General features: G+C 63.6%; 22 protein-coding genes. 3 read left to right on the forward strand and 19 right to left on the reverse strand.

The window, feature by feature from the left end:
- Positions 1–12: 12 nt before the first annotated feature.
- The 13 genes from ispG to rimP form a co-directional block, all read right to left on the reverse strand.
- Entirely contained in the window at positions 13–1230 is a 1218-nt protein-coding gene (ispG, locus tag G5V57_RS05770; RefSeq protein WP_165166598.1) for a flavodoxin-dependent (E)-4-hydroxy-3-methylbut-2-enyl-diphosphate synthase, read from the reverse strand.
- Between the two features lie 6 nt (positions 1231–1236).
- Positions 1237–2034: an iron chelate uptake ABC transporter family permease subunit gene (locus G5V57_RS05775; RefSeq protein ID WP_165166599.1), complete on the reverse strand. Its 798-nt coding sequence runs from the start codon at positions 2032–2034 to the stop codon at positions 1237–1239.
- Positions 2035–2061: 27 nt separating this feature from the next.
- On the reverse strand, positions 2062–2844 hold the full coding sequence (locus G5V57_RS05780; protein WP_165166600.1) for a metal ABC transporter ATP-binding protein: 783 nt from the start codon (positions 2842–2844) through the stop codon (positions 2062–2064).
- Between the two features lie 4 nt (positions 2845–2848).
- The gene (locus tag G5V57_RS05785; RefSeq protein WP_165166601.1) at positions 2849–3322 is read right to left on the reverse strand and encodes a Fur family transcriptional regulator; all 474 of its coding nucleotides are present in this window, start codon (positions 3320–3322) and stop codon (positions 2849–2851) included.
- A 31-nt stretch (positions 3323–3353) separates the two neighbouring features.
- Positions 3354–4046, reverse strand: a complete 693-nt coding sequence (locus tag G5V57_RS05790; RefSeq protein WP_165166602.1) for an alpha/beta fold hydrolase — start codon at positions 4044–4046, stop codon at positions 3354–3356.
- A 420-nt stretch (positions 4047–4466) separates the two neighbouring features.
- A complete protein-coding gene (pnp, locus tag G5V57_RS05795; RefSeq protein WP_165166603.1) occupies positions 4467–6620 on the reverse strand; it encodes a polyribonucleotide nucleotidyltransferase in 2154 nt (717 codons plus the stop codon).
- Between the two features lie 325 nt (positions 6621–6945).
- The gene (gene rpsO, locus G5V57_RS05800; RefSeq protein ID WP_165166604.1) at positions 6946–7215 is read right to left on the reverse strand and encodes a 30S ribosomal protein S15; all 270 of its coding nucleotides are present in this window, start codon (positions 7213–7215) and stop codon (positions 6946–6948) included.
- Positions 7216–7236: 21 nt separating this feature from the next.
- Complete coding sequence (gene truB / locus G5V57_RS05805; protein WP_165166605.1) at positions 7237–8148, reverse strand: tRNA pseudouridine(55) synthase TruB; 912 nt, start codon at positions 8146–8148, stop codon at positions 7237–7239.
- Positions 8145–8531: a 30S ribosome-binding factor RbfA gene (gene rbfA, locus G5V57_RS34260; RefSeq protein ID WP_165166606.1), complete on the reverse strand. Its 387-nt coding sequence runs from the start codon at positions 8529–8531 to the stop codon at positions 8145–8147. The genes truB and rbfA overlap by 4 nt, the downstream gene beginning before the upstream one ends.
- 141 nt (positions 8532–8672) lie before the next feature.
- Entirely contained in the window at positions 8673–11219 is a 2547-nt protein-coding gene (infB, locus tag G5V57_RS05815; protein WP_165166607.1) for a translation initiation factor IF-2, read from the reverse strand.
- An 83-nt stretch (positions 11220–11302) separates the two neighbouring features.
- A complete protein-coding gene (locus G5V57_RS05820) occupies positions 11303–11896 on the reverse strand; it encodes an RNA-binding protein (RefSeq protein WP_165166608.1) in 594 nt (197 codons plus the stop codon).
- The gene (nusA, locus tag G5V57_RS05825; RefSeq protein WP_165166609.1) at positions 11893–13494 is read right to left on the reverse strand and encodes a transcription termination factor NusA; all 1602 of its coding nucleotides are present in this window, start codon (positions 13492–13494) and stop codon (positions 11893–11895) included. The genes G5V57_RS05820 and nusA overlap by 4 nt, the downstream gene beginning before the upstream one ends.
- Position 13495: 1 nt before the next feature.
- The gene (gene rimP, locus G5V57_RS05830) at positions 13496–14107 is read right to left on the reverse strand and encodes a ribosome maturation factor RimP (RefSeq protein ID WP_165166610.1); all 612 of its coding nucleotides are present in this window, start codon (positions 14105–14107) and stop codon (positions 13496–13498) included.
- Positions 14108–14383: 276 nt separating this feature from the next.
- Here rimP and G5V57_RS05835 point away from each other — a divergent pair, with 276 nt between their 5' ends.
- The gene (locus G5V57_RS05835; protein ID WP_165166611.1) at positions 14384–14704 is read left to right on the forward strand and encodes a heavy metal-binding domain-containing protein; all 321 of its coding nucleotides are present in this window, start codon (positions 14384–14386) and stop codon (positions 14702–14704) included.
- Positions 14705–14723: 19 nt separating this feature from the next.
- Here G5V57_RS05835 and G5V57_RS05840 read toward each other — a convergent pair whose 3' ends face one another.
- The 3 genes from G5V57_RS05840 to G5V57_RS05850 form a co-directional block, all read right to left on the reverse strand.
- On the reverse strand, positions 14724–19493 hold the full coding sequence (locus G5V57_RS05840) for an NAD-glutamate dehydrogenase (RefSeq protein ID WP_165166612.1): 4770 nt from the start codon (positions 19491–19493) through the stop codon (positions 14724–14726).
- Between the two features lie 199 nt (positions 19494–19692).
- The gene (locus G5V57_RS05845) at positions 19693–20163 is read right to left on the reverse strand and encodes a hypothetical protein (protein ID WP_165166613.1); all 471 of its coding nucleotides are present in this window, start codon (positions 20161–20163) and stop codon (positions 19693–19695) included.
- A gap of 9 nt (positions 20164–20172) precedes the next feature.
- Positions 20173–21189, reverse strand: a complete 1017-nt coding sequence (locus tag G5V57_RS05850; protein ID WP_165166614.1) for a branched-chain amino acid ABC transporter permease — start codon at positions 21187–21189, stop codon at positions 20173–20175.
- Positions 21190–21238: 49 nt separating this feature from the next.
- Here G5V57_RS05850 and G5V57_RS05855 point away from each other — a divergent pair, with 49 nt between their 5' ends.
- Positions 21239–21736: a CGNR zinc finger domain-containing protein gene (locus G5V57_RS05855; protein ID WP_165166615.1), complete on the forward strand. Its 498-nt coding sequence runs from the start codon at positions 21239–21241 to the stop codon at positions 21734–21736.
- On the opposite strand, the gene G5V57_RS05860 is transcribed toward G5V57_RS05855, so the two are convergent.
- The gene (locus G5V57_RS05860; RefSeq protein WP_165166616.1) at positions 21720–22400 is read right to left on the reverse strand and encodes a YafY family protein; all 681 of its coding nucleotides are present in this window, start codon (positions 22398–22400) and stop codon (positions 21720–21722) included. The genes G5V57_RS05855 and G5V57_RS05860 overlap by 17 nt on opposite strands.
- An 80-nt stretch (positions 22401–22480) precedes the next feature.
- Here G5V57_RS05860 and G5V57_RS05865 point away from each other — a divergent pair, with 80 nt between their 5' ends.
- Complete coding sequence (locus tag G5V57_RS05865) at positions 22481–23077, forward strand: hypothetical protein (RefSeq protein ID WP_165166617.1); 597 nt, start codon at positions 22481–22483, stop codon at positions 23075–23077.
- On the opposite strand, the gene G5V57_RS05870 is transcribed toward G5V57_RS05865, so the two are convergent.
- Positions 23074–24414, reverse strand: coding sequence for an FAD-binding oxidoreductase (locus G5V57_RS05870; RefSeq protein ID WP_165166618.1), 1341 nt, complete (start codon positions 24412–24414; stop codon positions 23074–23076). The genes G5V57_RS05865 and G5V57_RS05870 overlap by 4 nt on opposite strands.
- Positions 24415–24481: 67 nt before the next feature.
- Positions 24482–24802 carry a response regulator transcription factor gene (locus G5V57_RS05875; protein WP_165166619.1) on the reverse strand — a complete coding sequence of 107 codons (321 nt, stop codon included), beginning with the start codon at positions 24800–24802 and terminating at the stop codon, positions 24482–24484.
- Between the last annotated feature and the right edge of the window lie 19 nt (positions 24803–24821).

Raw genomic sequence — 24821 nt, forward strand, 5'->3', positions numbered from 1 at the left:
TCCAGCAGAGAATTAAACCGAGCCCCATCGCTCCCTGACGTAATTCTCGACGATGCCCTTGAACTGGTTGGCGATGTCGGCGCCGCGCAAAGTGGCGACCTTCTTGCCGTCGACATAGACGGGCGCGGAAGGCAGTTCGCCGGTTCCCGGCAGCGAGATGCCGATATCGGCATGTTTCGATTCGCCCGGACCGTTGACGATGCAGCCCATGACCGCGAGCGACAGCGTCTCGAAGCCCGGATAATCGCGCCGCCAGTCGACCAAGCGGTCGCGCACATAGGTCTGGATGTCCTGCGCCAGTTCCTGGAACACCGTCGAGGTGGTGCGCCCGCAGCCGGGACATGCGATGACCATGGGCGCGAAGGAACGCAAGCCCATCGTCTGCAGGATCTCCTGCGCCACGATCACCTCGCGGGTGCGGTCGCCGCCGGGTTCGGGCGTGAGCGAGATGCGGATCGTGTCGCCTATGCCTTCCTGGAGCAGGACGGCGAGTGCGGCCGTCGAGGCGACGATGCCTTTCGAGCCCATGCCCGCTTCGGTGAGGCCCAGATGCAAGGCGTAATCGCAACGCCTGGCGAGGAGCCGATAGACGGCGATCAGATCCTGCACTTCCGAGCATTTCGCCGAGATGATGATCTTCTCGGCGCCGAGGCCCAGCTCGCGCGCGCGCTCGGCCGACAGCACGCCCGACTGCACAACCGCCTCATGCATCACCGCGCGCGCGTCGATGGGCGCAGCCGACTTTGCATTGCGGTCCATGAGCTCGGTCAGCAGCGCCTGATCGAGCGAGCCCCAGTTCACACCGATGCGGATCGGCTTGTCGAACTGCATGGCCGTCTCGATCATCGTGCCGAAGTTGCGGTCCTTCTTCTCCTTGAAGCCGACATTGCCGGGATTGATGCGGTATTTGGCGAGCGCCTCGGCACAGGCCGGATACTGGCTGAGCAGCATATGGCCGTTGTAATGGAAGTCGCCGACGATCGGCACGTCGAGGCCCTTGGCCGCGACCTTGTCGCGGATATGGGGAACGGCGGCCGCGGCCTCCTCGCGATCGACCGTGATGCGGACGATCTCGGAGCCGGCGCGATTGAGAGCGGCGATCTGCCGGGCGGTGCCCTCGATATCGGCCGTGTCGGTATTGGTCATCGACTGGACGACGATCGGCGCCCCGCCGCCGATCTGGACGGAACCGGTCGAAACACCGATGGAGGTTCTGCGCGGAAGTAGCATGCGGGCTTAATTGGTCTTCGGCAGCGTCAAGGTCAAGACAAACAGCGCCGCAGCCATCAGCACGATCGAGGGGCCGGAGGGCGAGTCGATGAGCGCCGACAATACGAGGCCCGCCACCACCGCAACCATGCCGAGGAGGCTCGCCGACACCGCCATGGCTTCGGGCGAGCGCGCCATGCGCCGGGCCGCCGCCGCCGGGATGATGAGCAGAGCCGTGATCAGGAGAATGCCGACGATCTTCATGGCGACCGCGATCAGCACCGCGATGAGGAGCACGAAACCCACTTCCACTCTTTGCGCCTTGACGCCCTCGGCTGTCGCCAGCTCCTCGTGAACGGTGAGCGCCAGGAGATCGCGCCACAGGAACGCAAGCCCGATCATCATCGCGACCCCGCCGAGCCAGACCCAGAGGATGTCGCCAGCGGAAACGGTGAGGATGTCGCCGAAAAGCAGGCTCATCAGATCGAAGCGCACCCAGGTGAGGAGGCTCGCCACGACGATGCCGGCGGCAAGCGCGCCATGCGAGAGGATGCCGAGCAGCGTGTCGGTCGCGAGCTCGCGTTGCGAGCGCAGCGCCAGAAGGGCGACCGCGACGGCGACCGTCGTCGCGATGACGCCGAGCGTGAGATCGACGCCGAACAAAAGACCCAAGCCCACGCCCAGCAGCGAGGCATGGGCGAGCGTCTCGCCGAAATAGGCCATGCGCCGCCAGACGATGAAGCAGCCGATGGGTCCGGCGATCACCGCGATACCAAGTCCGGCTATGAGGGCGCGAATGAAGAATGGTTCAGAGAGGATGGACATCACTGTTGCGGGAAGGGGTGAGGCTGCTCAATGCTTGTGGTCATGATGCTTGTGGTCACGGTCGTGGGAATGGTCATGACTTTCGTGATCATGATCGTGGTGATGCGAATAGGCCGCGATCACGCGCGCCGCCTGCGGGCCGAAGAGCTTCATGAATTCGGGGTTCTGGCGCACCGTTTCAGGCCCGCCTTCGCAGCAGATATGGCCGTTGAGGCAGATCACGCGATCGCTCTCCGCCATGACCATGTGAAGATCGTGGCTCACCATCAATATGCCGCAGCCATGAGTGCGGCGGATCCGCGAAATGAGTTCATAGAGTTTCGTCTCGCCGATGAAGTCGACCGCCTGCACCGGCTCGTCGAGCACCAGGAGCTCCGGCTTGCGCAACAGCGCCCGCGCCAGGAGCGCGCGCTGCACCTCGCCGCCCGACAGCGAGGCGACGGCAGCGTCCTTCAGATGCGATATGCCCGTCTCGGCGAGTGCGGCATCGATGTCAGCGGGGGCGGCCCGCAAGGTGAGGGAGAGCAGGCGCTTCACATCGAGCGGCACGTTCGGCGTCAACGGAAAACGCTGCGGCACATAGCCGACGCGCAAGCCGGCCTTGCGCTTGATACGTCCGCCGCTCAGTCTCTGCAGCCCCAGCAGGACGCGGACCAGCGACGACTTTCCCGCTCCATTGGGCCCGATGAGGGTGACGATCTCACCCGGCATCACCTCGATATCGACATGATCGAGAATGACGCGTTTGCCATATTTGAGGGAAAGTCCCAGGCCTTCGATCAAGGGCTCGCTTGGCACCAGCGCATCCATGGGGTCAGGCGCTCCCGGCGCAATGGCTGCAGCGGCCCGAAAGCTCGACCATGGTGCGTTCGGCCCTGAAACCCTGCACCGCCGCCTGACGGGCGAGGCATGCAAAAGCTTCCGGACTGTCGAGCTCCGCGACGATGCCGCAGCCTTCGCAGATGAGGAGTGCCGCGGGCTCGCCCTCATGCGCATGCGAGCAGGCGATGAAAGCGTTGCGGCTCTCGATCTTGTGCACCAGCCCATGCGCCAGGAGGAAGTCGAGGGCGCGGTAGACGGTTATGGGCGCCGGACGCGGGCCGTTGGCCGCCATGCGCTCGATGATCTCATAGGCGCCGGCCGCCTGGTGGCTCTGGGCGACACAATCGAGCACGTCGCGCCGCTGGCTGGTGAGCTTGGAGCCGCGGCGCGCGCAGATACGCTCGGCCCGCTTCACCAGATCGGCGGTGCAATGCGCATGGTTGTGCCGGGGGTCGGGGAAAGACATGACTGTTATAATATAACAGTCCGGGGAAATATCAAATACGGATGTCAGCCAGCCAGTGCCGGGCCGCATCGACCACTTCCTCCGGGGTCTCGAGCGTCGGCAGATGACCACAGTCGGCGATCTCGACATAGCGCGCATGGGGAATGAGGCCGGCCATGCGCAAGCCGTCCGCCGCCGGGGAAAACTGGTCGTGGACGCCCCACATCAGCAGGCTTGGGCAGGCGATCCGGGGCAGATCGGCCCAGCGGTCGGCGCGCACCGCCAGGGCATCTGATTGCCGCGCCACTTTCTCAGGATCGGCGCGGCGCGCCATGGCGAGGAACTGATCCGCCGCCGCCTGCCCCCGTTCGCCGGGCAGGTGGGTGATGGTTTCGGCGAACTGGCGATAGACCTCCTCGGCTCGGCCGTCGCGCAATTTGGCGCCGCGCTCGAAGCCGGCCTGCTGATTGGCGACGGCGCCCGCCCCTGCCCCGATGATCCACAGGCCCTTCACGCGTCCAGGCGCCGCGAGCGCCGTCTCACGCGCGACATGTCCGCCGAAGGATGTGCCCATGATGATGAAGTCGCCCTCGACGGCGGCAAGCACCTTTTCGACGCAGGCTGCAAGGCTGTTCTCATAGGGAATGACGATCCGGGGATTCACGAGATCGGCAAAGCGGTCCTTTACATCGTCGTAAAGGCCTTCATCGCAGCACAGCGCCGGTATCATCACGAGGGGAAGCATGATGCCGGCTTACTAAGCGGAGGAGATCAGGTCAACCAAAGCCCCGTCATCCCTGCGCAAGTCACTATCGTATTCACACATCTCGTGAGGGATGCAGGTCACCCCTCGCCCCTCAAAGAGGGGAGAGGGAGGGGCCCAACGCGCCAGCGTTAGGAGGGTGAGGGGCATCCTTGTTACCCTTCTACGCAGCAATCGCGATAGATCTGCTCATCATTGCGCCAAGAGACCGGGTGCCCCTCACCTTCCCATTGCTTCGCAATGGGCCCCTCCCTCTCCCCGCTTCCGCGGGGCGAGGGGGGGAGAACCGCATCCCTCGCGAGATGTGTGCATGCGATCGCGACTCTCGTCGGGATGACGAGCACATAAAAAAAGGCGTGGGAGATACTCCCGCGCCTTCCAAACTCTCAATATCGAGCGATCTTACTCGTTGGTGCCTTCGGCCGCCGGCTCTTCTTCCGCCTGCTTCTTGGAAATGTCCTCGCCGGTCTGCTGGTCGACCTGCTTCATCGACAGGCGCACCTTGCCGCGATTGTCGAAGCCAAGCAGCTTCACCTTGACCATGTCGCCTTCATTGACGACGTCAGAGACCTTGGCGACGCGGCGCGGCGCCAGTTCCGACACGTGGACGAGGCCGTCGCGGGCGCCGAAGAAGTTCACGAAGGCGCCGAAATCGACGACCTTGACGACCTTGCCGTCATAGATCTCGCCGACTTCCGGCTCCGACACGATCGACTTGATCCACTTCATCGCCGCTTCGATCGCCGGACCCGACGAGGACGCGACCTTGACGGTGCCGTCGTCGGAGATGTCGATCTTGGCGCCGGTCTTCTCGACGATCTCGCGGATCACCTTGCCGCCGGTGCCGATCACTTCGCGGATCTTGTCGGTCGGGATGGTGATCACTTCGATGCGCGGCGCATGCTCACCGAGGCCCGGACGCGCCTTTTCGAGCGCTTCCGACATCTTGCCGAGGATGTGCAGCCGGCCGTCCTTGGCCTGCCACAGCGCCGTCTTCATGATGTCTTCGGTGATGCCGGTGATCTTGATGTCCATCTGCAGCGAGGTCACGCCGTTGGCGGTGCCGGCCACCTTGAAGTCCATATCGCCGAGATGGTCCTCGTCACCCAGGATGTCGGAGAGCACCGCGAAGCGCTCGCCTTCCTTGATGAGGCCCATGGCGATGCCCGCCACGGGAGCGCGCAGCGGCACGCCCGCATCCATCAGCGACAGCGAGGCGCCGCAGACCGAAGCCATCGAGGACGAACCGTTCGACTCGGTGATCTCCGAGACGACGCGGATCGTATAGGGGAACTGGTCGGTGGGCGGCAGCATCGGATGGATGGCGCGCCAGGCAAGCTTGCCATGGCCGATTTCGCGCCGACCGGCGCCGCCGAGGCGACCCGTTTCACCGACCGAGAAGGGCGGGAAGTTGTAGTGCAGCATGAAAGTCTCTTTGTAGGTCCCTTCAAGCGAGTCGATATACTGCTCGTCCTCGCCGGTGCCGAGCGTGGTGACCACCAGCGCCTGGGTTTCGCCGCGGGTGAACAGAGCCGAACCATGCGTGCGCGGCAGAACCGAAGCCTCCGCCACGATTGGACGCACAGTGACGAGATTGCGCCCGTCGATGCGGTGGCCGGTGTCGAGGATGCTGTTGCGGACGATGTCCTTCTCGAGATGCTTGAACGCCTCGCCGACCTTGTTGGCGGCCGGCGCATCTTCCTGTCCTTCGACCACGAGGGCAGCCAGCACCTTGTCCTTCGCCTTGGCGACGGCTTCCTGGCGATCTTCCTTCTTGGCGATGGCATAGGCCGAACGAAGATCCGCTTCGGCGATCTGCTTCACCGAATTGAACAGCGCCTCCTGATCCGGCGGCGTGAAGTCGCGCGGCTGGCGCGCCGAACGCTCGGCCAGGCGGATGATCGCCTCGAGCACCGGCTGGAAATGCGCATGTCCGAACATGACGGCGCCGAGCATCTGCTCTTCCGAAAGCTCCTTTGCTTCCGATTCCACCATCAGCACCGCATCCTGGGTGCCGGCGACGACGAGATCTAGCTCCGACGTCTTCATCTGCTCGATCGTCGGATTGAGCACGAACTCACCATCGACAACGCCGACGCGCGCCGCACCGACCGGACCCATGAAGGGGATGCCGGAAAGCGTCAGCGCCGCGGACGAAGCGACCAGAGCGACGATGTCGGAGTCGTTTTCGAGATCGTAGGACAGCACGGTCGCGATGACCTGCGTCTCGTTGCGGAAGCCTTCGACGAACAGCGGACGGATCGGCCGGTCGATGAGGCGGGAGATCAGTGTCTCGCGCTCGGTGGGACGGCCTTCACGTTTGAAATAGCCGCCGGGGATCTTGCCGGCGGCGTAGGTCTTCTCTTGATAGTTGACGGTCAGCGGGAAGAAATCGATTCCGGGCTTTTCCGAGCGGGCCGCCACTGCGGTGGCGAGGACGGTGGTTTCACCGTAGGTGGCGAGGACAGCGCCGTCGGCCTGTCTGGCCATGCGTCCGGTTTCGAGGCGTAGCTTCTTGCCGCCCCATTCGATCTCTTCAACGTCTATCGTGAACATGTGATTTTCCTGATTGCCCTTGGCCGCCGCTAGACTTGCGTTCACCTACTCCGTGGACGGCATCCCCTATGGGCCTTCTGGCGCCGGCCCTATTGCCGGACGCCACTTGGGGGATCGCGGGCGGCAAATCGGTGATCCGCCCGCTCATACTGACTTCGTTACACTTACTCTCTAGGCATCCGAAAACCGGCTCTCCGCTTTTCGGCTTGTTGCTTAGTGCGTATCCCGGCGACGTGGAATCAAGTCGCCGAAAAGGATTCGCACCAAATCAATATGTTGGAGCAAATCCTTATCGCCAAAGTCTTCAACTTTGGCGGGATTTGCTCTAGCGGCGGATCTCGAGGCGCTTGATCAGCGACTGATAGCGCCCTTCATCGACCTTCTTGAGATAGTCGAGCAGACCGCGGCGCTGGCTGACCATCTTGAGGAGGCCGCGGCGCGAATGATTGTCCTTCTTGTGGGCTTTGAAGTGGTCGGTGAGCGTGTTGATCCGCTCGGTCAAGATCGCGACCTGGACTTCGGGCGAGCCGGTGTCGCCGGCTTTGGTGGCATATTCCTTAACGAGAGCGTTTTTGCGCTCCTGAGTCATAGTCATTCGGTCATCTCCAAATGGTGGTTATAGATTGAAAAGACGCTTCGGCTTGAGCGAGCCCTTTTCGATAGAGCAGATCCCGAGGGGTCTTCGACCCCACATAACGAGAACCGCATCTTGTGCGATGGGAGCGCTTGCGCCTCTGAGCAGAACTGGTTGGCCCTGTCTCAGGCGTTGGGCCTCCGCGTCCTTCACGGCCAGTGCCGGGATGCCGTCCAGCACGGTCTCGATGGGTCGGAGAACCCCTTCCATGGCGTTGTCGCCGGCCGCCTTATGGCTCAGTTCAGCCAGCTTTTCCAGCGAAATCATATCACCTTCGGTAAACGGTCCGACCGCGGTGCGTCTCAAGCGCGCCACATGGCCGAGCGTGCCGAGCGCCTCCGCCATATCGCGGGCGAGCGAGCGGATATACGTCCCCTTCCCGCAAGTGACTGAAAATTCAGCATGATCCGGGTCCGGTTGGGCCAGGAGCTCGATTTTATCGATCTGCACCGTCCGGGCCGAGAGGGCCACCTCTTCCCCGGCCCTGGCCAGATCATAGGCCCGTTCGCCCCCGACCTTGATCGCCGAGAATTTGGGGGGCGTCTGCAGGATTTCGCCTTCGAACCGGGCGAGATTGGCGACGATATCACGGGTCTCGGGGCGATGAGCCGAGCGACCGCAGACCTCGCCTTCCCGGTCATCGGTGGTGCGCGCCTCGCCCCACTCGATCAGAACCCGATAGGTCTTGTGCCCGTCCATGGCCCAGGACACGGTCTTGGTCGCCTCTCCGAGCGCGATCGGCAGGAGGCCCGAAGCCAGGGGATCGAGGGTGCCACCATGGCCGGCCTTGGCGGCATTGAACAGCCGCTTGACCTTGGCCAGGGCCTGGGTCGATCCCAGTCCTTCCGGCTTGTCGAGGGCTATCCAGCCATGGATATTCTGACGCTTGTTCACTTCTTCTCGGGAAGATCGCGCGCCACGACCGGGTCCTTCAGGAGCCTGTCGATCTTGTCGGCGTAGTCGAGCGCCGTGTCGATGCGGAAGCGCAGTTCCGGCATGAACTTCATGTCGAGACGCGGTGCGAGCAGGCCCCGCATATAGCGGGCGTGCTTGGCGAGCAGCTTGAGAGCCTTCTCGTTCTGGCCGTCGACGAGCGGGCGGACAAAGGCGGTGGCAATGCGCAGATCGGGCGACATCGTCACTTCGTGAACGCCGACGCCGAAACGGTCGAGCTCGGGATCGCCAACTTCGCCGCGCAACAGGATCTCCGCCAGAGCGTGGCGTATGAGCTCGCCGGCGCGCAGCTGGCGTTGTGAGGGAGCTTTGGATGAGGTCATGATGAAGATCTCCCAATCGGGACGCGCAGCGCTCTCAACTCGTCATGGCCGCCCTTGAGGCGGCCATCCAGCCCGTCCGTGCAGCGGGTGCATGGCGTCGAGCCTGGATGGCCGGGTCGGGGCCGGCCATGACGAATTGGGTTAATCCAGCGTCCGCTGCACCTTCTCGACACGGAAGCATTCGATGACATCGCGGGCCCGCATATCCTGATAGCCCTCGAAGGCCATGCCGCATTCCTGGCCGACCTGCACTTCCTTGACTTCGTCCTTGAAGCGCTTGAGCGTCGACAGCGTGCCTTCGTGGATGACGACGTTGTCGCGGATGAGGCGGACCTTGGCGCCGCGCTGCACCGAGCCCTCGGTGACCCGGCAGCCGGCGACCTTGCCGACCTTGGTGATGTTGAAGATCTCGAGGATCTCCGCATTTCCGAGGAAGGTCTCGCGCAGAGTGGGCGCGAGCAGGCCCGACATCGCCTTTTTGATGTCGTCGACCAGATCGTAGATGATGTTGTAATAGCGGATCTCGATGCCTTCGCGCTCGGCCGCGTCGCGCGCCTGGCCGTTGGCGCGGACATTGAAGCCGAGGATCACCGCACCCGACGCGGCAGCCAGCTGCACGTCCGATTCGCTGATGCCGCCGACGCCATAATGCATGACGCGGGCGCCGATCTCTTCATTGCCGATCTTCTCCAGCGCCTGGACGATCGCTTCCGCCGAGCCCTGCACATCCGCTTTGACGAGGATATGGAAGTCTTTGCGGGCACCTTCCTTGAGCTGCGACATCATCTGCTCGAGCGACGCGCGGCCGCTGGCGACGCCACGCGATTCGCGCCGCTTGCGCTCGCGATAATCGGTGATCTCGCGCGCCCGCGCCTCGTTTGCGACGACGTCGAACTGATCGCCCGCTTCCGGCGCCGAGTTCAAGCCCAGCACCTCGACCGGAACCGACGGCCCGGCCTCTTTCACATGCTCGCCCTTGTCGTTGATGAGGGCGCGCACCCGGCCCCAGGAGGAGCCGGCGACGAAGATGTCGCCCAGATGCAGCGTGCCGCGCTGGACCAGAACGGTCGCGACCGGACCACGGCCGCGGTCGAGCTGCGCTTCGACGACGATGCCGGAGCCCTCACGATCGGGATTGGCCTTGAGATCGAGCACTTCCGCCTGCAGCAGGATGGTGTCGAGCAGCTTGTCGAGATTGGTGCCCTTGAGCGCCGACACTTCGATTTCCAGCACCTCGCCACCCATGCTTTCCACCACGATTTCGTGCTGGAGTAGCCCGGTGCGGACGCGATTGGGATTGGCCTGCGGCTTGTCGATCTTGTTGATCGCCACAATGATCGGCACTTCCGCGGCGCGCGCATGATTGATGGCTTCCGCCGTCTGCGGCATGACACCGTCATCGGCGGCGACCACCAGCACGACGATGTCCGTCGCCTTGGCGCCACGGGCGCGCATCGAGGTGAAGGCCTCGTGGCCCGGCGTGTCGATGAAGGTCACGAGACCGTTCCTGGTCTCGACCTGATAGGCGCCGATATGCTGGGTGATGCCTCCGGCCTCGCCCGCGACCACATTGGTCTTGCGGATCGCGTCGAGCAGAGACGTCTTGCCGTGATCGACATGGCCCATGATGGTGACGACGGGAGCGCGCGGCTTGAGTGTCTCCGCGGCATCGGCATCGCCGGCCAGGCCCTCGACCACGTCGGCTTCGGCGACGCGACGGACCCGGTGTCCCATTTCCTCGGTGATGATCTGGGCCGTATCGGCATCGATCACGTCGTTGATCGTATGCATCTGGCCCTGCTTCATCAGAAGCTTGATCAGGTCGACGGCCCGCTCCGACATGCGGTTGGCCAGTTCCTGGATGGTGATCGCCTCGGGAATCGTGACTTCGCGTACCATCTTCTCCGTCGGCATCTGGAAGCCTTGCGCCTGCTTCTTCTGGCGCTCGGTGCGGCGGCGGAAGGCGGCGATGGAGCGTGCGCGGTCGTCATTCTCGTCGAGCGCGTTGGAGAGCGTCAGCTTGCCCCGGCGCTTCTCCGCATCATTCTTGGTGCGCGTCGGCGCCGGCGGTTTAACCTCGCGCTTGACGCCCAGACCCGGGCGCGGCTTGACCTTGGCTTCTTCGCTCTCTGCCGTCTGAGGCGGGCGCTGGGCGGGAAGCTTCTTGGCCGCTTCCTCAGCCTTCTTGCGGCCCTCCTCCTCGGAGCGGTGACGCGCATCGTCCTCGGCCTTGCGGCGTTCGGCGGCTTCGCGCTCCTTGCGCTCGCGGTCTTCCTGCTCGCGCCGGCGCAGAGCCTCGGCCTCCTGGCGCTTACGCTCCTCGGCCTCGCGCAGACGCGCGTCGGCGAGAGCGCGATCACGCGCCTCCTTCTCTTCCGGCGTCAGCGTGCGCAGCACCACGCCTGAGCGCTGCTGATCGCTCTGCCGCGGCCGATCATGCGAGGGCGCGACACGCGGCTGGGCGTGGAATTGCGGCTTGGTCTCGGGCGCTGGACGCTGATCCTCTTCCTTGCCGCCGGGACCACCGGGACGCTTGCGGCGCGTCTCGACGACCACGGTCTTGGTGCGGCCATGGGAGAAATTCTGCTTCACCCGGCTTTGCTCCACCGGACGGCGCATGCTCAGGGTGCGGCCCTGTTGTCCGGCGCCGCCAAGCTTGCGATCATTGCTATCGTTCGTATCCGTCATTCGTCCTTGCCAGTCTGCGTCGGCTATAGAGCCTTTCCCGCCCGGGTCAAGTCGGCCCGGGCGGGAAAGGCTCGGAAAGCCCTCTAGGCTTCATAAACTTCCATGCGACGTGTCGCTTGAAGGAGCTTTTCCGCAAGCCCCCCCTTGGCCACCGCCGCATGTATCACATTTGTCCGGCCAAAGGCCAAATCCAATTCGCTCGAGGTGAAGAAACCCATCGTCTCCACACCTGGCCCCGAAAGATTGTCGATCTTCTGCCGGCCGTTCTGGGCTGCTTCTTTTGCGTGGATGACAAGCCGCGCCCGCCCGGCTGCCAACATTTCCTCGACCTTAACGGCTCCGGCGACCGCCTCGCCAGCCTTTTTTGCCAGCGATATATAAGCGAGAGCGGCCTTGCGGAGAAGCCCCCCGATCTGCTCGGGCAGATCTTCCGTAGCGGCACTGCCTTCGCCCAATCCGCGGGCGAAGGCTTTTCGCTTCACCGCCTCGGCGACCCGGGCGCGGCTTAAGCCCACCCAGACACCTCGCCCCGGCAATTTCCGATTGAGATCCGGAACGACTCCCCCATCGGGACCACGCACAAAGCGAATGAGCTGCGCCTCATCCATGACCTCTCTCGTCACGATGCACATGCGCTCGACCACAATCTCTTCTGCCTCGGCCGCGGTTGGGTTCAAGTGTCCTGTACCTCCGCGTCGACCTCTTCAACGATCTCAGCCGGCTTCTCGATCCAGCCGGCCTTGACGCGCGCCGCCATGATGATGGCTTCGGCTTCCGCCCCCGACACCTCGAGCTCGGAGAAGGCACCCTTGTGCTTGACGGTCTCGCCCGGCTTGCGCTCGGTCCAGCCGACGAGATCGTCGGTAGCGCAGCCCGCGAGATCTTCGACCGTCTTGATGTCCGCCTCGCCCAGCGCCACCATTATCGGCAGCGTGACGCCGTCGACCTCGGCGACGTCATCAGCCACGCCCAGATCCTTGCGCCGCTGATCCTGCTCGGCGGTGATCTTGTCGAGATAATCGCGCGCCCGGGTCTGCAACTCCTGGGCGGTCTGCTCATCGAGGCCTTCGAGACTCGAGATCTCCTGGAGATCCGCATAGGCGATCTCCTCCACCGTGGCGAAACCTTCGGAAGCGAGCAGCTGAGCCAGGATCTCGTCGACATCGAGTGTTTCGACGAAGCGCTGGGTGCGCTCGGCGAATTCCTTCTGCCGGCGCTCGGATTCCTCGGCTTCGGTCATGATGTCGATATCCCATCCGGTAAGCTGCGAGGCGAGCCGCACATTCTGGCCGCGCCGGCCGATGGCGAGCGAGAGCTGCTCGTCGGGAACGACGACCTCGATGCGCTCGGCCTCCTCATCGAGCACGACCTTCGCCACTTCGGCGGGAGCGAGCGCGTTGACAACGAAATTGGCGACGTCGGCCGACCATGGGATGATGTCGATCTTCTCGCCCTGCAGTTCATTGACCACCGCCTGGACGCGGCTGCCGCGCATGCCGACGCAGGCGCCGACCGGATCGATCGACCCGTCCTTCGAGCGCACCGCGATCTTGGCGCGCGAGCCCGGATCGCGGGCGACCGACACAACTTCGACGACGCCGTCATAGATTTCCGGCACTTCCTGGCCGAAAAGACGCGACATGAATTCAGGATGGGTGCGCGACAGGAAGATCTGCGGGCCACGCTGCTCGCGGCGCACGTCATAGACATAGGCGCGGATGCGGTCGCCGGGGCGGAAGGTCTCGCGCGGCAAAGTCTCGTCGCGCCGGACGATCGCTTCGCCGCGGCCCAGATCGACGATCACATTGCCATATTCGACGCGCTTCACCGAGCCATGCACGATCTCGCCGATGCGGTCCTTGTATTCGTCATACATGCGCTCGCGCTCGGCATCGCGCACCTTTTGCACGATCACCTGCTTGGCGTTGGTGGCGGCGATGCGCCCGAATTCGATCGGCGGCAGGGGATCGGCGATCTGGTCGCCGATGGTCGCCGCCGGGTTGCGGCGCTGCGCTTCGTTGAGGCTGATCTCGGTCGCCTCGTTCTCGACCTTCTCGACCACCAGAAGAAGACGGTTGAGGCGTGTCTCGCCGGTGCGCGGGTCGATCTCGGCCTGGATGTTGTTCTCAGCGCCATAGCGCGACTTCGCCGCGCGCTGGATGGCTTCCGCCATGGCGGCCAGCACCACCGATTTGTCGATCGATTTCTCGCGCGCGACCGCGTCGGCGATCTGTAGAAGTTCGAGCCTGTTGGCGCTTACTGCGGCTTCGGCCATGTCACTGTCTCCTGTCGTCCAAATCCGTTGTCTGTTCGTCTGCTGGTTCGTCGTCTTCGGTCCAATCGCTGCCGTCGGCCACGGCCTCACCGGACTTGCGCGCCTTCGCCGCCTGGATCAGGGCGTCGGTGAGCATAAGCTTGGCCTCGCCGATATCGGCAAAGGGCACACCGATCAGAAGCTTCTCGGCGCCCCCTTCCGGATTGTCGATGAAGAGGCGAACCTCGCCATCGGCGAAGCCTTCGAGGACGCCGCGAAAGCGCTTGCGCCCGGCCTGCGGCACGAGCATTTCGATCTTGGCCTCATGCCCGGCCCAGCGCTCGAAATCCTCCTGGCGCACCAGCGGGCGGTCGATGCCGGGCGAGGACATTTCGAGGAAATAGCGGCTCGGGATGACGTCTTCGACATCGAGCACCGGCGCTATGGCGCGGCTCGCCTGCTCGCAGTCATCTATGGTGAAGCTGCCGTCGGGGCGCTCCGCCATGATCTGCAGGGTCGATCCGCTCATCTTGACGCGCACCAAGCGGAAGCCGAGCCCGTCCAGCACCGGCTCGACCAGTTTTGCCACCCGCAGAGCGGGCCCTGTCTCACGTGTCAGTCTCTGATCGGTCATTTCAGGTAACAAAAAAGGCGGGCCCCGGCTGGGACCCACCCTCATAACTCTAGCTATGTGAGTGAACCTAAGTTGACCTCATATAGGCCCGAGGCGACCAAAAGGCAAGACGCAGTGGAAACCCACCTCCGGGCTCCCTAATTAGGGGTGCCATAGATCACGATGAGTTTGGATTGTACCAATCCAAACTCATAAACGTGATCGATTCTATTACAGCGCGGGATTATTGCGAAAAACCGGTGTCCACTTTTTCGCATCCCGCGCGCGGAGGTAAGCATGCTTGTGACCACGACCAACGCCATCGAAGGCCGCCGTATCGTCGAATATAAAGGCCTCGTGGCCGGGGAAGCGATCCTCGGCGCCAATCTGTTCCGCGACCTCTTCGCCTCGATCCGCGATCTCGTCGGCGGCCGCTCCGGCGCCTATGAGAAGGTGCTGAATGACGCGCGCCAGACCGCTGTCGGCGAAATGACCGACAAGGCTGCAGCGCTTGGCGCCAATGCCGTGATCGGTGTCGATCTCGATTACGAGACGATCGGCTCCAATGGTAGCATGCTGATGGTGACGGCGGCGGGGACCGCCGTCAGGGTGGAATAAGGACCGCGACGACCGGGCCTCACCTGATCGCCAGATCGGCCAGCGTGCCCTGCGCCACCGCATAGCGGGCGATGTCGAACGGCTTGCTCGCCAGGATCGTATCCATGTTCTCGATGACCGCGCTGGCGCGGGCTTCGTTCTTCGCCCGCCAGTCCGGCCAGCTCATCTTGCTCTGAACGATCCTGGTGACAATGCCGCGATGGTTCTCGAACACCTGGGCCCGCAGTCGGTTGATCGCCTGCCTCTCGAGAAGATCGCGGGCCCTGAGCGCATTGCCTTCCTCGATCAGTCTTTCGACACCGAGCTCGGATGCGGTCGCGAACAGCACGGTCGCCACTGTCTCGATGTCCGCGCCCGTCCGCTCGGCGATCTTCACGATGTCGGGCGCCCGCTGCAGGAAGCGATGGCTTGCCAGCCTGGCGGCGAGCGTGGCGGGCACGCCGTGCCTCTCGAGCTCGCTCTGGCGGGCATGCATGGCCTCCAGATCGGCCGCCGGGACGGCTTTGGAGAGCACCGCCGCGACCTTGGCAAGGCCGTCGCGATAGCGCTCGATGAGCTGCTGCAGGCCATCATCGAGCTTCTCATGGCGAAGGAACCACACGGTCGTCCAGCGCAGCAGCAGCTGCAACCCGGCATAGAGCTTGTTCTGCAACCCGCCCGGCACTTTCGCGTCGAGCCCGTCGATGAGCGTATTGAGCTCGACGAAATCGAAGCTGTCGCGCGTCGCCGCATAGGCGGCGGCGATATCGGCGGGGCCGGCGCTGGTCTCGCCCATGACATAGGCGATGAAGCTCGGGCCGCCGCGATTGATCATGCTGTTGGCCAGCATCGTGGCGATGATCTCGCGCCGGAGCTTGTGATTCTCGATGTCCTCGGCGTAGCGTTCCTGCATCGCCTTGGGGAAATAGCGCTTGAGCTCGCGCGACAGATAGGGATCATCCGGCACGTCGCTGCCGATGATTTCGCCGAACAGCGAGATCTTGGCATAGGCCATGAGCACCGCGAGCTCGGGTCGCGTCATGCCGCCGCCCTTGAGATCGCGCTCGATGACGAGCGTGTCGCTGGGGAGCGCCTCGAGCTTGCGATCGAGTTCGCCCGATTTTTCCAGCCGCTGCATCAATTGCAGGGCGTAGGAATTCTCCGTGGTGCCCTGCTCGAGCGCCAGCGACAGGCAGAGCGTTTGCAGATAATTGTTGCGCAGCACGAGGGCCGCGACATCGTCGGTCATCTCGGCCAGGAGCTTGTTGCGCTCCTCGCGCCCGAGCCGGCCCTGCGCCTCCGCCCGCGACAGGCCGATCTTGATATTGACCTCGATGTCGGACGAGTTCACGCCGGCGGAATTGTCCACCGCATCGGTATTGATGCGCCCGCCATTGAGCGCGTATTCGATGCGGCCCTTCTGGGTGACGCCGAGATTGGCGCCCTCGCCGATCACTTTCACCTTGAGCTCACTCGCATCGACGCGCAGCGTGTCATTGGCGCGGTCGCCGGCGTCGGCCTGCGTCTCGCTCGATGCCTTTATGTAGGTGCCGATGCCGCCGAACCACAGGAGATCCGCGGACGCCGTCAGCAGCGCATGCATCAGCTCCTGCGGTGTCGCCTTGTCGCCGGCGAGGCCGGTGAGCTTCCTGATTTCGTCCGTAAGCGGAATGGCCTTGAGCGAGCGCGCGAAAACGCCGCCGCCCTTGCTGATGATCGACTTGTCGTAGTCTTGCCAGCTCGACCGCGGCAAAGCGAAGAGCCGCTCGCGCTCCTTATACGATGTCTCGCTGTCCGGGCTGGGATCGATGAAGATGTCCCGATGGTCGAAGGCCGCGAGAAGCTTGATCTGGCGCGACAGGAGCATGCCGTTGCCGAACACGTCGCCCGACATGTCGCCGACGCCGATGACGGTGAAGGGCGTGGTCTGGATGTCGACGTCGATCTCGCGGAAATGACGTTTGACCGCCTCCCAGGCACCCTTTGCGGTGATGCCCATCTTCTTATGGTCGTAGCCCGCCGATCCGCCCGAAGCGAAGGCATCGCCGAGCCAGAAGCCGTGGCCGGCCGATATGGCGTTGGCGGTGTCCGAAAAGGTCGCCGTGCCCTTGTCGGCGGCGACGACCAGATAGGGGTCATCGCCGTCGCGCCGCACCACCTGCTGCGGTGGCACCACCTCGTCGCCCTTCAGATTGTCGGTAATGTCGAGCATGCTCGAGATGAAGCGCTTATAGGCGCGCACCCCTTCCGCCTGGATGGCCTCGCGGCTGTCGCCCACCTTGAGCCGCTTCGGCACGAAGCCGCCCTTGGCGCCGACCGGCACGATCACCGCGTTTTTCACGTTCTGCGCCTTGGCGAGGCCCAGTACCTCGGTGCGGAAATCCTCTGGCCGGTCCGACCAGCGCAGGCCGCCGCGCGCGATGGGGCCGGCGCGCAGATGCACCGCCTCGACATCGGGCGCATAGACGAAGATTTCGGCGAAAGGCTTGGGCTCCGGAATGCCCTCCACCTGCCTGGAATTGATCTTGAAGTTGATCAGCGGCGGCTCCCCGTCGGTCTTGGCGTCCTGGAAGAAATTCGTCCGCAGCAGCGCGCTGACCAGATTCACATAGCGCCGGATGATGCGATCCTCGTCGAGATTATAGACATCGACGAGCGCCTTCTCGATCTTGTCCCGGGCAACTTCGGCGGCCTTGTCGCTCTGCGACCGGGGGTCGAACAAGGCATAGAACAGCGTGACGAGTTGGCGCGCGATGGGCGAATATTTGACCAAAGTCTGCGCCATGTAGTCGGGCGAGAACGACGCCGCCGACTGGCGGATATAGCGGCCGAGCGCGCGCAGCAGCGAGACGTCGCGCCAGGAAAGCCCCTCGCGCAGCGTGAGCGCGTTGAAGCCGTCATTCTCGGCCATGCCCGTCCATACCGCGAGGAAAGCCTCCTCCAGCGCCTTGAGCATTTCGGGCTTGTCGATCGATGCGTTGGCGGGCGCCTGCAGTAGCACGTCGTGGATGACGGCGCGCTTACGGCCGGCGGCCGAGCCCGGAGACAATATGTGGGTCGTTTCCGAAATGGCCTGCAGGCCGAGATTTTCGAGAATGGGCAATCGCCGGCCAAGTGCGATGGCGTCGCCCTGATGATAGAGCCGTGAATGAAGATCGCGCGGGCCGTCCGCGGCCGAGCGCGTGAATTCGACGCCAATCCGGTCACGTTCGGCGAGGGCGTCGATCTCTTCGATATCCTTGAGTGAGGCCTTGGGATCGGTCGAATCGCGATAGCCGGGCGGGAAGGCGGAACGCCAGCGCGCGATGCGGGCCTGGTCCGCGCCCGCCGCGATCAGCGCGCTTTCGAGCCGGTCGTCCCAATTGCGCACCACCTCGACGATGCGCTGCTCCATTTCGACGAGATCGGGTTTCGGGTCCTTGCCGGGTTTGCGCAGAACGATGAAATGCACACGCACCAGCGTTCCCTCGCCGAAGGACGGCGCGAAGCTCGCCACCCGCCCATCGAAGCTTTCGGCCAGAATCTCGCCGACCTTGCGGCGCACATCGGAATCGAAACGATCGCGCGGGATGAACACGAAAGCCGAGACGAAGCGGTCGAACTTGTCGCGCCGCACGAAGAGGCGCGTGCGCGGCCGCTCCTCGAGACGCAATATGCCTTGCGCCATGTCGGAGAGGACGTCGGCGTCGATCTGGAACAGCTCATCGCGCGGGAAGCCTTCGAGCACCGCGACCAGCGCCTTGCCGGAATGGCCGGAAGGCGAGAAGCCCGACGCCTGCACGACCTGCTGCAATTTCTTGCGCAGCAACGGGATCTCGTTGGGATTTTGCGTATAGGCGGACGAGGTGAAGAGCCCGATGGCGCGCAATTCGCCGCACAGATCGCCCTCGGCGTCGAAGAGCTTGACGCCGATATAGTCCATGGCCGCACGGCGATGGACGTTGGCCCGCATGTCGGATTTGGTGATGATGAGCGCCGCCGGCTGCATCAGGAACTCGCGGATCTGCGGCGATATCGTAACCGCTTCGCTGCCGCGTTTGAGCACTTCGATCTCCGGCTGGCGCAATATGCCGAGGCCCGTATCGGCGATCGGCTCGAGCACGCCTTTCTTGGCGCCACCTTCGAACTTGTATTCGCGCATGCCGAGGAAGGTGAAGTGATTGTCGAGAAGCCACTGGAGGAAGGCGATAGATTCGGTCAGCTCCTCGATCGGCAGCGGCGGCGGATTCTTCTGATAGCTCGCGATCGCCTCGCGCAGGCGCTGCTGCATGGCGCGCCAGTCGAAGACCGCGACGCGCACGTCGGCGAAGACGGCCTTGAGATCTTCCTCCAGCGCCCAGGCTTCATCAGCGTTGATGCGCGACAGGTGGATATGCATGAAGCTTTCGCGCATGGCGTGCGCGTCGGAACCAGGCTTTGCCTCGAGAGCCGTGAGCTTACCCGATCCGTCGCGCTTCACCGACAGAACCGGATGCAGGGCCAGGCGCACGTCATAACCGCGTTCGGTCAGGAGGCCGATGGTCGAATCGACCAGAAACGGCATGTCGTCATTAAGGATGTCGACCATCGTGACGGCCCCGAAGGGCGCTTCCGGATTGCTCACCGCAATCTTGGTGCGGCCGGGCTTACGCTCGGCCAGGAAGGCCATGCGGTCCGACACCAGATGCCCCAGATCGGCGGCCGGATAATCCTGGAGGTCTTCGGGCGGCGCCTTCTCGAGCAGCAGCCGCGTCAACAGCTTTTCCCGCTCGCCTTTAACCTTCCCCTCCGTCGTGCGTATCAGGGCGACCAGGGGATCATGCGGCGACATCGCGAAACTCCATCGAAAAGCGTTTTTCGACGCCATCCTTTAGAAGCATTGCGACAGAAGAGCTACAGGAATAAGGCGCGGCTTAAAGTGCCATCCGCCTTGGTCAAGTCTTTCGATAGACTTGGCAAATGGCTCAAAGCGCAATTTCTTCGGCGCCCGGCCTTATCGCCTGAAGCGAGCAACTTGGGCGGCGAGCGGTTCAGTCAAGCGTGCCCGGCTTGAGATCGGGATTTTTCTGGTAACCGGGCCCCACGACCAAAGGCTGGTCCGGCAAGCTCGACTGGTCGATATCCGAATGGAAATCTTGTTCATAGCGGGCGATTTCCTTCCCCTGGACGTCAAGCAGACGCATGACCGCCTTGTAGGGGCGCTTGGCCTTGATCCCGGTGAGATTGGGTGACTGGAACGCATATCGGATTTGACCCGTGACGACCTTTTCCGTCACCGTCGCTGGCTCGGCGCTGCCCGGCACCTCGAACTGAGCCTCGATCGCACCACCTTCCGGCAGGGTCCTGAGCGGCTTGGCGACGAAGCCGTAGAATGCCTCGGCATTGCGGTAGTTGAAGACGAAGCCACCGCCGGCGAAGCTCAGATAGGGGCTGTTCGGGTCCTCGCCGCAGCCGGCGAGCAGGACAGCAAAGGCTAGAGGAAGGAGCCTGCGCGACATCATGGAAACACCTCACGCTTCGCTGTCGCGTCTGAGATCGACGCCCAACAGCCCATCGGGTTTGATCACGAATACCAGAATGACGAAGAGGAACACCGCGACGTCGCGATAGACGATCGGAAAATAGGCGCTCCACAAGGTTTCGATGCCGGCAAGCAGGAAGCCGCCCGCTATCGCGCCGCCGATCGTGCCAAAGCCGCCGATGATCGTGGCGAACAGCGCCTTCAGGCCGAGCACCAGCCCCATATAGAAGCTCACGCCACCATAACCGATGGCGATGATCCAGCCGGAGACGGCGGCGAATCCGCCTGCCGCCGCGGCGGTCCAGGTGAGAACCCTGTTGGTGTCGATGCCGCAAAGCTGGGCCAGCGCCAGATTCTGCGAGCAGGCCCGCCATAGCCTCCCCGCCCGGCTCAGCGTCAATACCAGGGTGAGTCCGATGAGAAGAGCCGCCGCTATGCTGAGGATGAGAATATGCATTCCGGTGATATGCACGTTGAACCCGTCGAAATCGGCATTGACCAGAGGACTGGCGAAAATAGGCGGCAGCCATTGCTCGCGCCCGCCGGACTGGACGCGCAGGCTCTCCTGCAGCGCGATCGAGATGCCGATGGAGGCGATCATGATCGCCTGGGTGGGCGAACGCACCAGAGGCGTAAACACCGACTTTTGCACCATGGCGCTGAGCGCAGCGGCGGACGTGGTGGCGATCAGGAAGACGATGCCGATGGCGAGCCCCGCCTGCCAGCCGGAAGCCAGCATCAGCAGCATCATGTAGATCGTGCCGAAGGCGCCGAAGGTCGCGAAATCGCCGAAGGACAGCACGATCCGGTTGGTGATCCCGTGGAGCAGCGCATAGGCGACCGCGAGCAGGCTGTAGAGTGCGCCGACCAGACAGGCATTCACGAGCTGCTGGATCGCATAGCCGAGTGACCTGACGGTGCTGTCGGCGAAAGCCGGCTCGGCGAAGAGGATGGACGCTCCTGCTCCGGCAAGGAAACTGACAATCCATTTTGACGAGCTAACCATGGTTTGCTAGTAAGAATGACGCGATGCCCCTATTCTGTCAATTGGAACGATGACAGCCTTCCACTGGCACGACCATCATTTCATCAACCGCCAGGCGGCACTCGATTTCGCCAATATGGTGGTCTGGCGCGGCCAGTCCGGCCGCGAGCAGGACCGCGGCCGGTCGCCTGAGAATCTCGCGGCATGGGCAGCTTTCGGCGACCTGCCCTCTCCGGTTTCGTCAGTTGATCGCTGTGTGGAGGTGCGCGAGGCGATCGACGGTTTCTTTCGCGCCGGGACCGGCTGGCCATTGCTGGTATCCCTCTACGCCGAGACTTTGAACCGCGACCGCGATCCTTTTCTGTCCACCATCCTGCATCAGGCGATGGCGCTCGCCTTCTCGCCCGACGCCAAGCGCGTGCGGGTCTGCGGTAATTGCGGCTGGCTGTTCATTGACCGCACCCGCAATGCCAACAAGCGCTGGTGCATCGCCGGCCTCTGTGGCAGCCGCACCAAGGCGCGGCGCTATTATGCGCGCAAGAAGCAGCAGCTCAGCGCATCGACTTGAGATAGTCCTCGAAGCGCTTGCCGCGCTCGGGGCGGAAGCGCTTGCCTGTCGCCTCGAAGGAGAGAAGCCGGTCGACGCGGAAATTGCGGAAATCGGCGCGTGCCTCGCACCATGCCGTGAGCACCCAGACATCATCGAAGGCGACGAGCCCCAGAGGCCGGCACAGTCTCAGGCTTTCCCGCTCCTTGAGATCGACATAGCGCAGCATGACGAACATCCGCTCGCGCAAGGCCTGCCGGAGTCCGCTGAGATGCGCCTCGCTTTTGCGGTTTTCCGCGCTGCCGCGTGTGACGGCAAGAAGCGGTGAATTGGCGAAACGCTCGCTCTGATCGCTGCTGAGCACGGCTCCGATCTTGGCGGCGACGCGCCGGCTGGCTTCGGCGAGTTGACCGTCGCCTTTCGCGGCGATGAGGCGCATGCCGAGAGTGATGGCGTCGAGCTCATCGGGGTCGAAGCTGAGCGGCGGCAGGAAAAAGCCCTTCTCGATCTGATAGCCGATGCCCGATTCGCCGCGTACCGGCGCCCCCATGGCCTGAAGGCTCGCCATGTCGCGATAGATGGTGCGCAAAGAGACATCGAGCTCGCGCGCCAGTGCTTCGGCCGCGATGGGATCGCGGCTGGCGCGAAGGCGGTCGAGAAGGGAGAACAGGCGAAGGGTGCGCATGCCTCATCCCTAAGCCGCGACCCTGACGAAAACTGTCAGGGGCGAAGCGCTATCGGGAGGTATCACTGAAGGAACTCGCAATGTCCCATCTTCATTATGAGATCGTCACTTATCGCGTCACCGGCCCGCGCGCGGCGGACGCGGCGCGCAGCGAAGCGCGCAAGCGCCTGGAAACCTTTTCGGGATTCATCGCCTGGCAGGCCTTCCACGGGACTGCCGATCCGGCGCAGAGAGTCGATCTCCTCATCTGGCGCAGCCTAGAGGAGGCGCGGGCCGCGGCGGACAAGGTCGGCACCGCAGACGAATTTGCCGGCTTCTGCGCCTCGATCGAAAGCCTGTCCGGGATGGATCATTATTTGATGGACGAGGCCCAGCCGCAACCGATCTTCACCGGCAATGGCATCGAATTGGGCCGCTTCCGGCTGAAGCCCGGCGTCAGCGAAGAGGCGATGCGCGCCGCGCATCTGGCGATGGTGGACTTCTATCTCGCCCGGAAGTCCGGCTGGCGGCGCCAGCATCTCGTCAAACTTGATGACGGCCTGTTCATGGATCTCGCCTTCGCCGAGAGCGGCGAGCGTGCCAAGGCCATATGCGCCAGCTGGCATGACAGTGATCTGTGCAAGGCCTTCCTCGCTTTGATCGAGCCCGAAGACATGAGCTTTGGCACATTGCTCTAGCCCGGCGTGATATTCTGGTTCAGGCGGAACAGATTGGCCGGATCATAAAATGACTTAAGCTTCGCGAGTCGCTTGTATTTTTCCTCGCCATAGGCCTGTTTCACGAATGACACGCCGGTGTCCGACTGTTCATTGACATAGTTGCGGCTTGCCGAGAAACCGGCGAGCCGCCGCGCCGCGTCGCGTCCCCAGGACAGGCAGTCTTTGTCGTCCGCCATGTCGTCCCAGATAGCCTGCACCAGCCAATAGTAGGCGCCTGAGCGGCCGGAATAGGCCGTATCCGCCTCATTTATGTCCGCGACCGCGCCGCCGAGCTGCAGCACGTAGACCTCCGAATCGCGGGTTGGAGCGCTGCCGACGTAGTCTCCGATGCAGTCGATAACAGCATTATCGAGCGTGTTCAGGAACCCGCCCTTGACATAATAGCGCCTGCCCCAGCTCACATGATTGTCGTTGCGCGATTGCAGGTCGAGATAGGTCGTACCTCCCATGCTGCCCTCGCTTCCGGAAGCAAGGGCGCCGAAACGGGCGATCGCGGCTTCGGCGCCATCGAGCTCGCCGGACCAGAAGGCCGTGACCCCCAAGCTCGCGGATGTCGCGGCGAAGCTCGTGCTCAACTGGCGCGGGGCAGACGCCGCGAGTTCGCCATAGCGCTGGAGCGCGGTGCGCATCTGCTGTGCGGGATATTCCCAGCGGCCAACAAGCACGTCGCCGAGCCGATGCAGCCGGAAGATGAAGTTGGTGACGACGCCGAAATTTCCCCCGCCGCCGCGCAGCGCCCAGAAGAGATCGGGTTCGATCTCGGCGCTCGCACGGATCATGCGTCCATCCGCGAGGCAGACATCGGCCGCAACCAGGCTGTCGATCGTCAGACCGAAGCGCCGGCTGAGCCAGCCCATGCCGCCGCCCAAGGTCAGTCCGGCGACGCCCGTATGCGAAATGACACCGGCCGGCGTCACGAGCCCGTGCGGATAGGCCGCTCGATCGAGATCGCTGAGCAATGCTCCGCCCTCGACCCCGGCCATGCGGTCGGCCGCATTGATCGAGACGCGGTTCATGGGTGAGAGATCGAGCACGATTCCATCATCGCAGGTTGAAAAGCCGGGAATGCTGTGGCCTCCGCAGCGTACCGCCAGAGGGTAGTGGCGTTCCCGGGCAAGACCGATGGCGGCTTTGACATCGGCGACGCTCCGGGCGCGCAGAATGAGCGCGGGCCGTTTGTCGACAGTGCCGTTCCAGACCTTCCGAAACTTGTCATAGGTCTCGTGGCCCGGCTCGATGACATCGCCGCCAGGCGAGGAGTCATCGTCGTCCCGCGTGAGAAGATTGACCGGCATTAGAAAAGTCCCCGAGCGCCCTCTTCTCTCCTCGGCTATAATTTACGCAAAGTCAATATTGGGGGCGTTACTCACCCCCGAGCAGCCTGCCTTCGAAGATATAGCGGCAGAGCTGGGTGCGGCGCTTCAGGTTGAGGCTGCGCAAGGCGGCGCTGATATGCGCCTTCACCGTCGTTTCCGAAATGTCGGCGAGATAGGCGATCTCCTTGTTGGCGAGGCCAAGCGCGGTCAGCTGAGCGATCAGCAGTTGCTGGCCGGTGAGCTTGGCCTCCGTGGGACGATAGCCATAGGAGCGAATCTCGCTTAAGCGGCGACGCAGCCTCGGCATCGCATGATAGCCATCCGGCGCCGGGATGGCATGGTGTGCCTCCGTTATCGAGTGATCCATGCTGGCCTCCTCATTCTTC

It is taken from the genome of Nordella sp. HKS 07 (assembly GCF_011046735.1).
GTDB lineage: Bacteria > Pseudomonadota > Alphaproteobacteria > Rhizobiales > Aestuariivirgaceae > Taklimakanibacter.

Coding starts and splice junctions, on each gene's coding strand:
- G5V57_RS05865 (WP_165166617.1), top strand. CDS start 22,481: ATGTCCCATCTTCATTATGAGATCGTCACTTATCGCGTCACCGGCCCG.
- rpsO (WP_165166604.1), bottom strand. CDS start 7,215: ATGACTATGACTCAGGAGCGCAAAAACGCTCTCGTTAAGGAATATGCC.
- ispG (WP_165166598.1), bottom strand. CDS start 1,230: ATGCTACTTCCGCGCAGAACCTCCATCGGTGTTTCGACCGGTTCCGTC.
- G5V57_RS05840 (WP_165166612.1), bottom strand. CDS start 19,493: ATGTCGCCGCATGATCCCCTGGTCGCCCTGATACGCACGACGGAGGGG.
- G5V57_RS05790 (WP_165166602.1), bottom strand. CDS start 4,046: ATGCTTCCCCTCGTGATGATACCGGCGCTGTGCTGCGATGAAGGCCTT.
- G5V57_RS05845 (WP_165166613.1), bottom strand. CDS start 20,163: ATGATGTCGCGCAGGCTCCTTCCTCTAGCCTTTGCTGTCCTGCTCGCC.
- G5V57_RS05870 (WP_165166618.1), bottom strand. CDS start 24,414: ATGCCGGTCAATCTTCTCACGCGGGACGACGATGACTCCTCGCCTGGC.
- nusA (WP_165166609.1), bottom strand. CDS start 13,494: ATGGCCGAAGCCGCAGTAAGCGCCAACAGGCTCGAACTTCTACAGATC.
- G5V57_RS05835 (WP_165166611.1), top strand. CDS start 14,384: ATGCTTGTGACCACGACCAACGCCATCGAAGGCCGCCGTATCGTCGAA.
- G5V57_RS05860 (WP_165166616.1), bottom strand. CDS start 22,400: ATGCGCACCCTTCGCCTGTTCTCCCTTCTCGACCGCCTTCGCGCCAGC.
- G5V57_RS05775 (WP_165166599.1), bottom strand. CDS start 2,034: ATGTCCATCCTCTCTGAACCATTCTTCATTCGCGCCCTCATAGCCGGA.
- infB (WP_165166607.1), bottom strand. CDS start 11,219: ATGACGGATACGAACGATAGCAATGATCGCAAGCTTGGCGGCGCCGGA.
- G5V57_RS05780 (WP_165166600.1), bottom strand. CDS start 2,844: ATGGATGCGCTGGTGCCAAGCGAGCCCTTGATCGAAGGCCTGGGACTT.
- G5V57_RS05785 (WP_165166601.1), bottom strand. CDS start 3,322: ATGTCTTTCCCCGACCCCCGGCACAACCATGCGCATTGCACCGCCGAT.
- rimP (WP_165166610.1), bottom strand. CDS start 14,107: ATGACCGATCAGAGACTGACACGTGAGACAGGGCCCGCTCTGCGGGTG.
- pnp (WP_165166603.1), bottom strand. CDS start 6,620: ATGTTCACGATAGACGTTGAAGAGATCGAATGGGGCGGCAAGAAGCTA.
- G5V57_RS05875 (WP_165166619.1), bottom strand. CDS start 24,802: ATGGATCACTCGATAACGGAGGCACACCATGCCATCCCGGCGCCGGAT.
- G5V57_RS05850 (WP_165166614.1), bottom strand. CDS start 21,189: ATGGTTAGCTCGTCAAAATGGATTGTCAGTTTCCTTGCCGGAGCAGGA.
- G5V57_RS05855 (WP_165166615.1), top strand. CDS start 21,239: ATGACAGCCTTCCACTGGCACGACCATCATTTCATCAACCGCCAGGCG.
- rbfA (WP_165166606.1), bottom strand. CDS start 8,531: ATGACCTCATCCAAAGCTCCCTCACAACGCCAGCTGCGCGCCGGCGAG.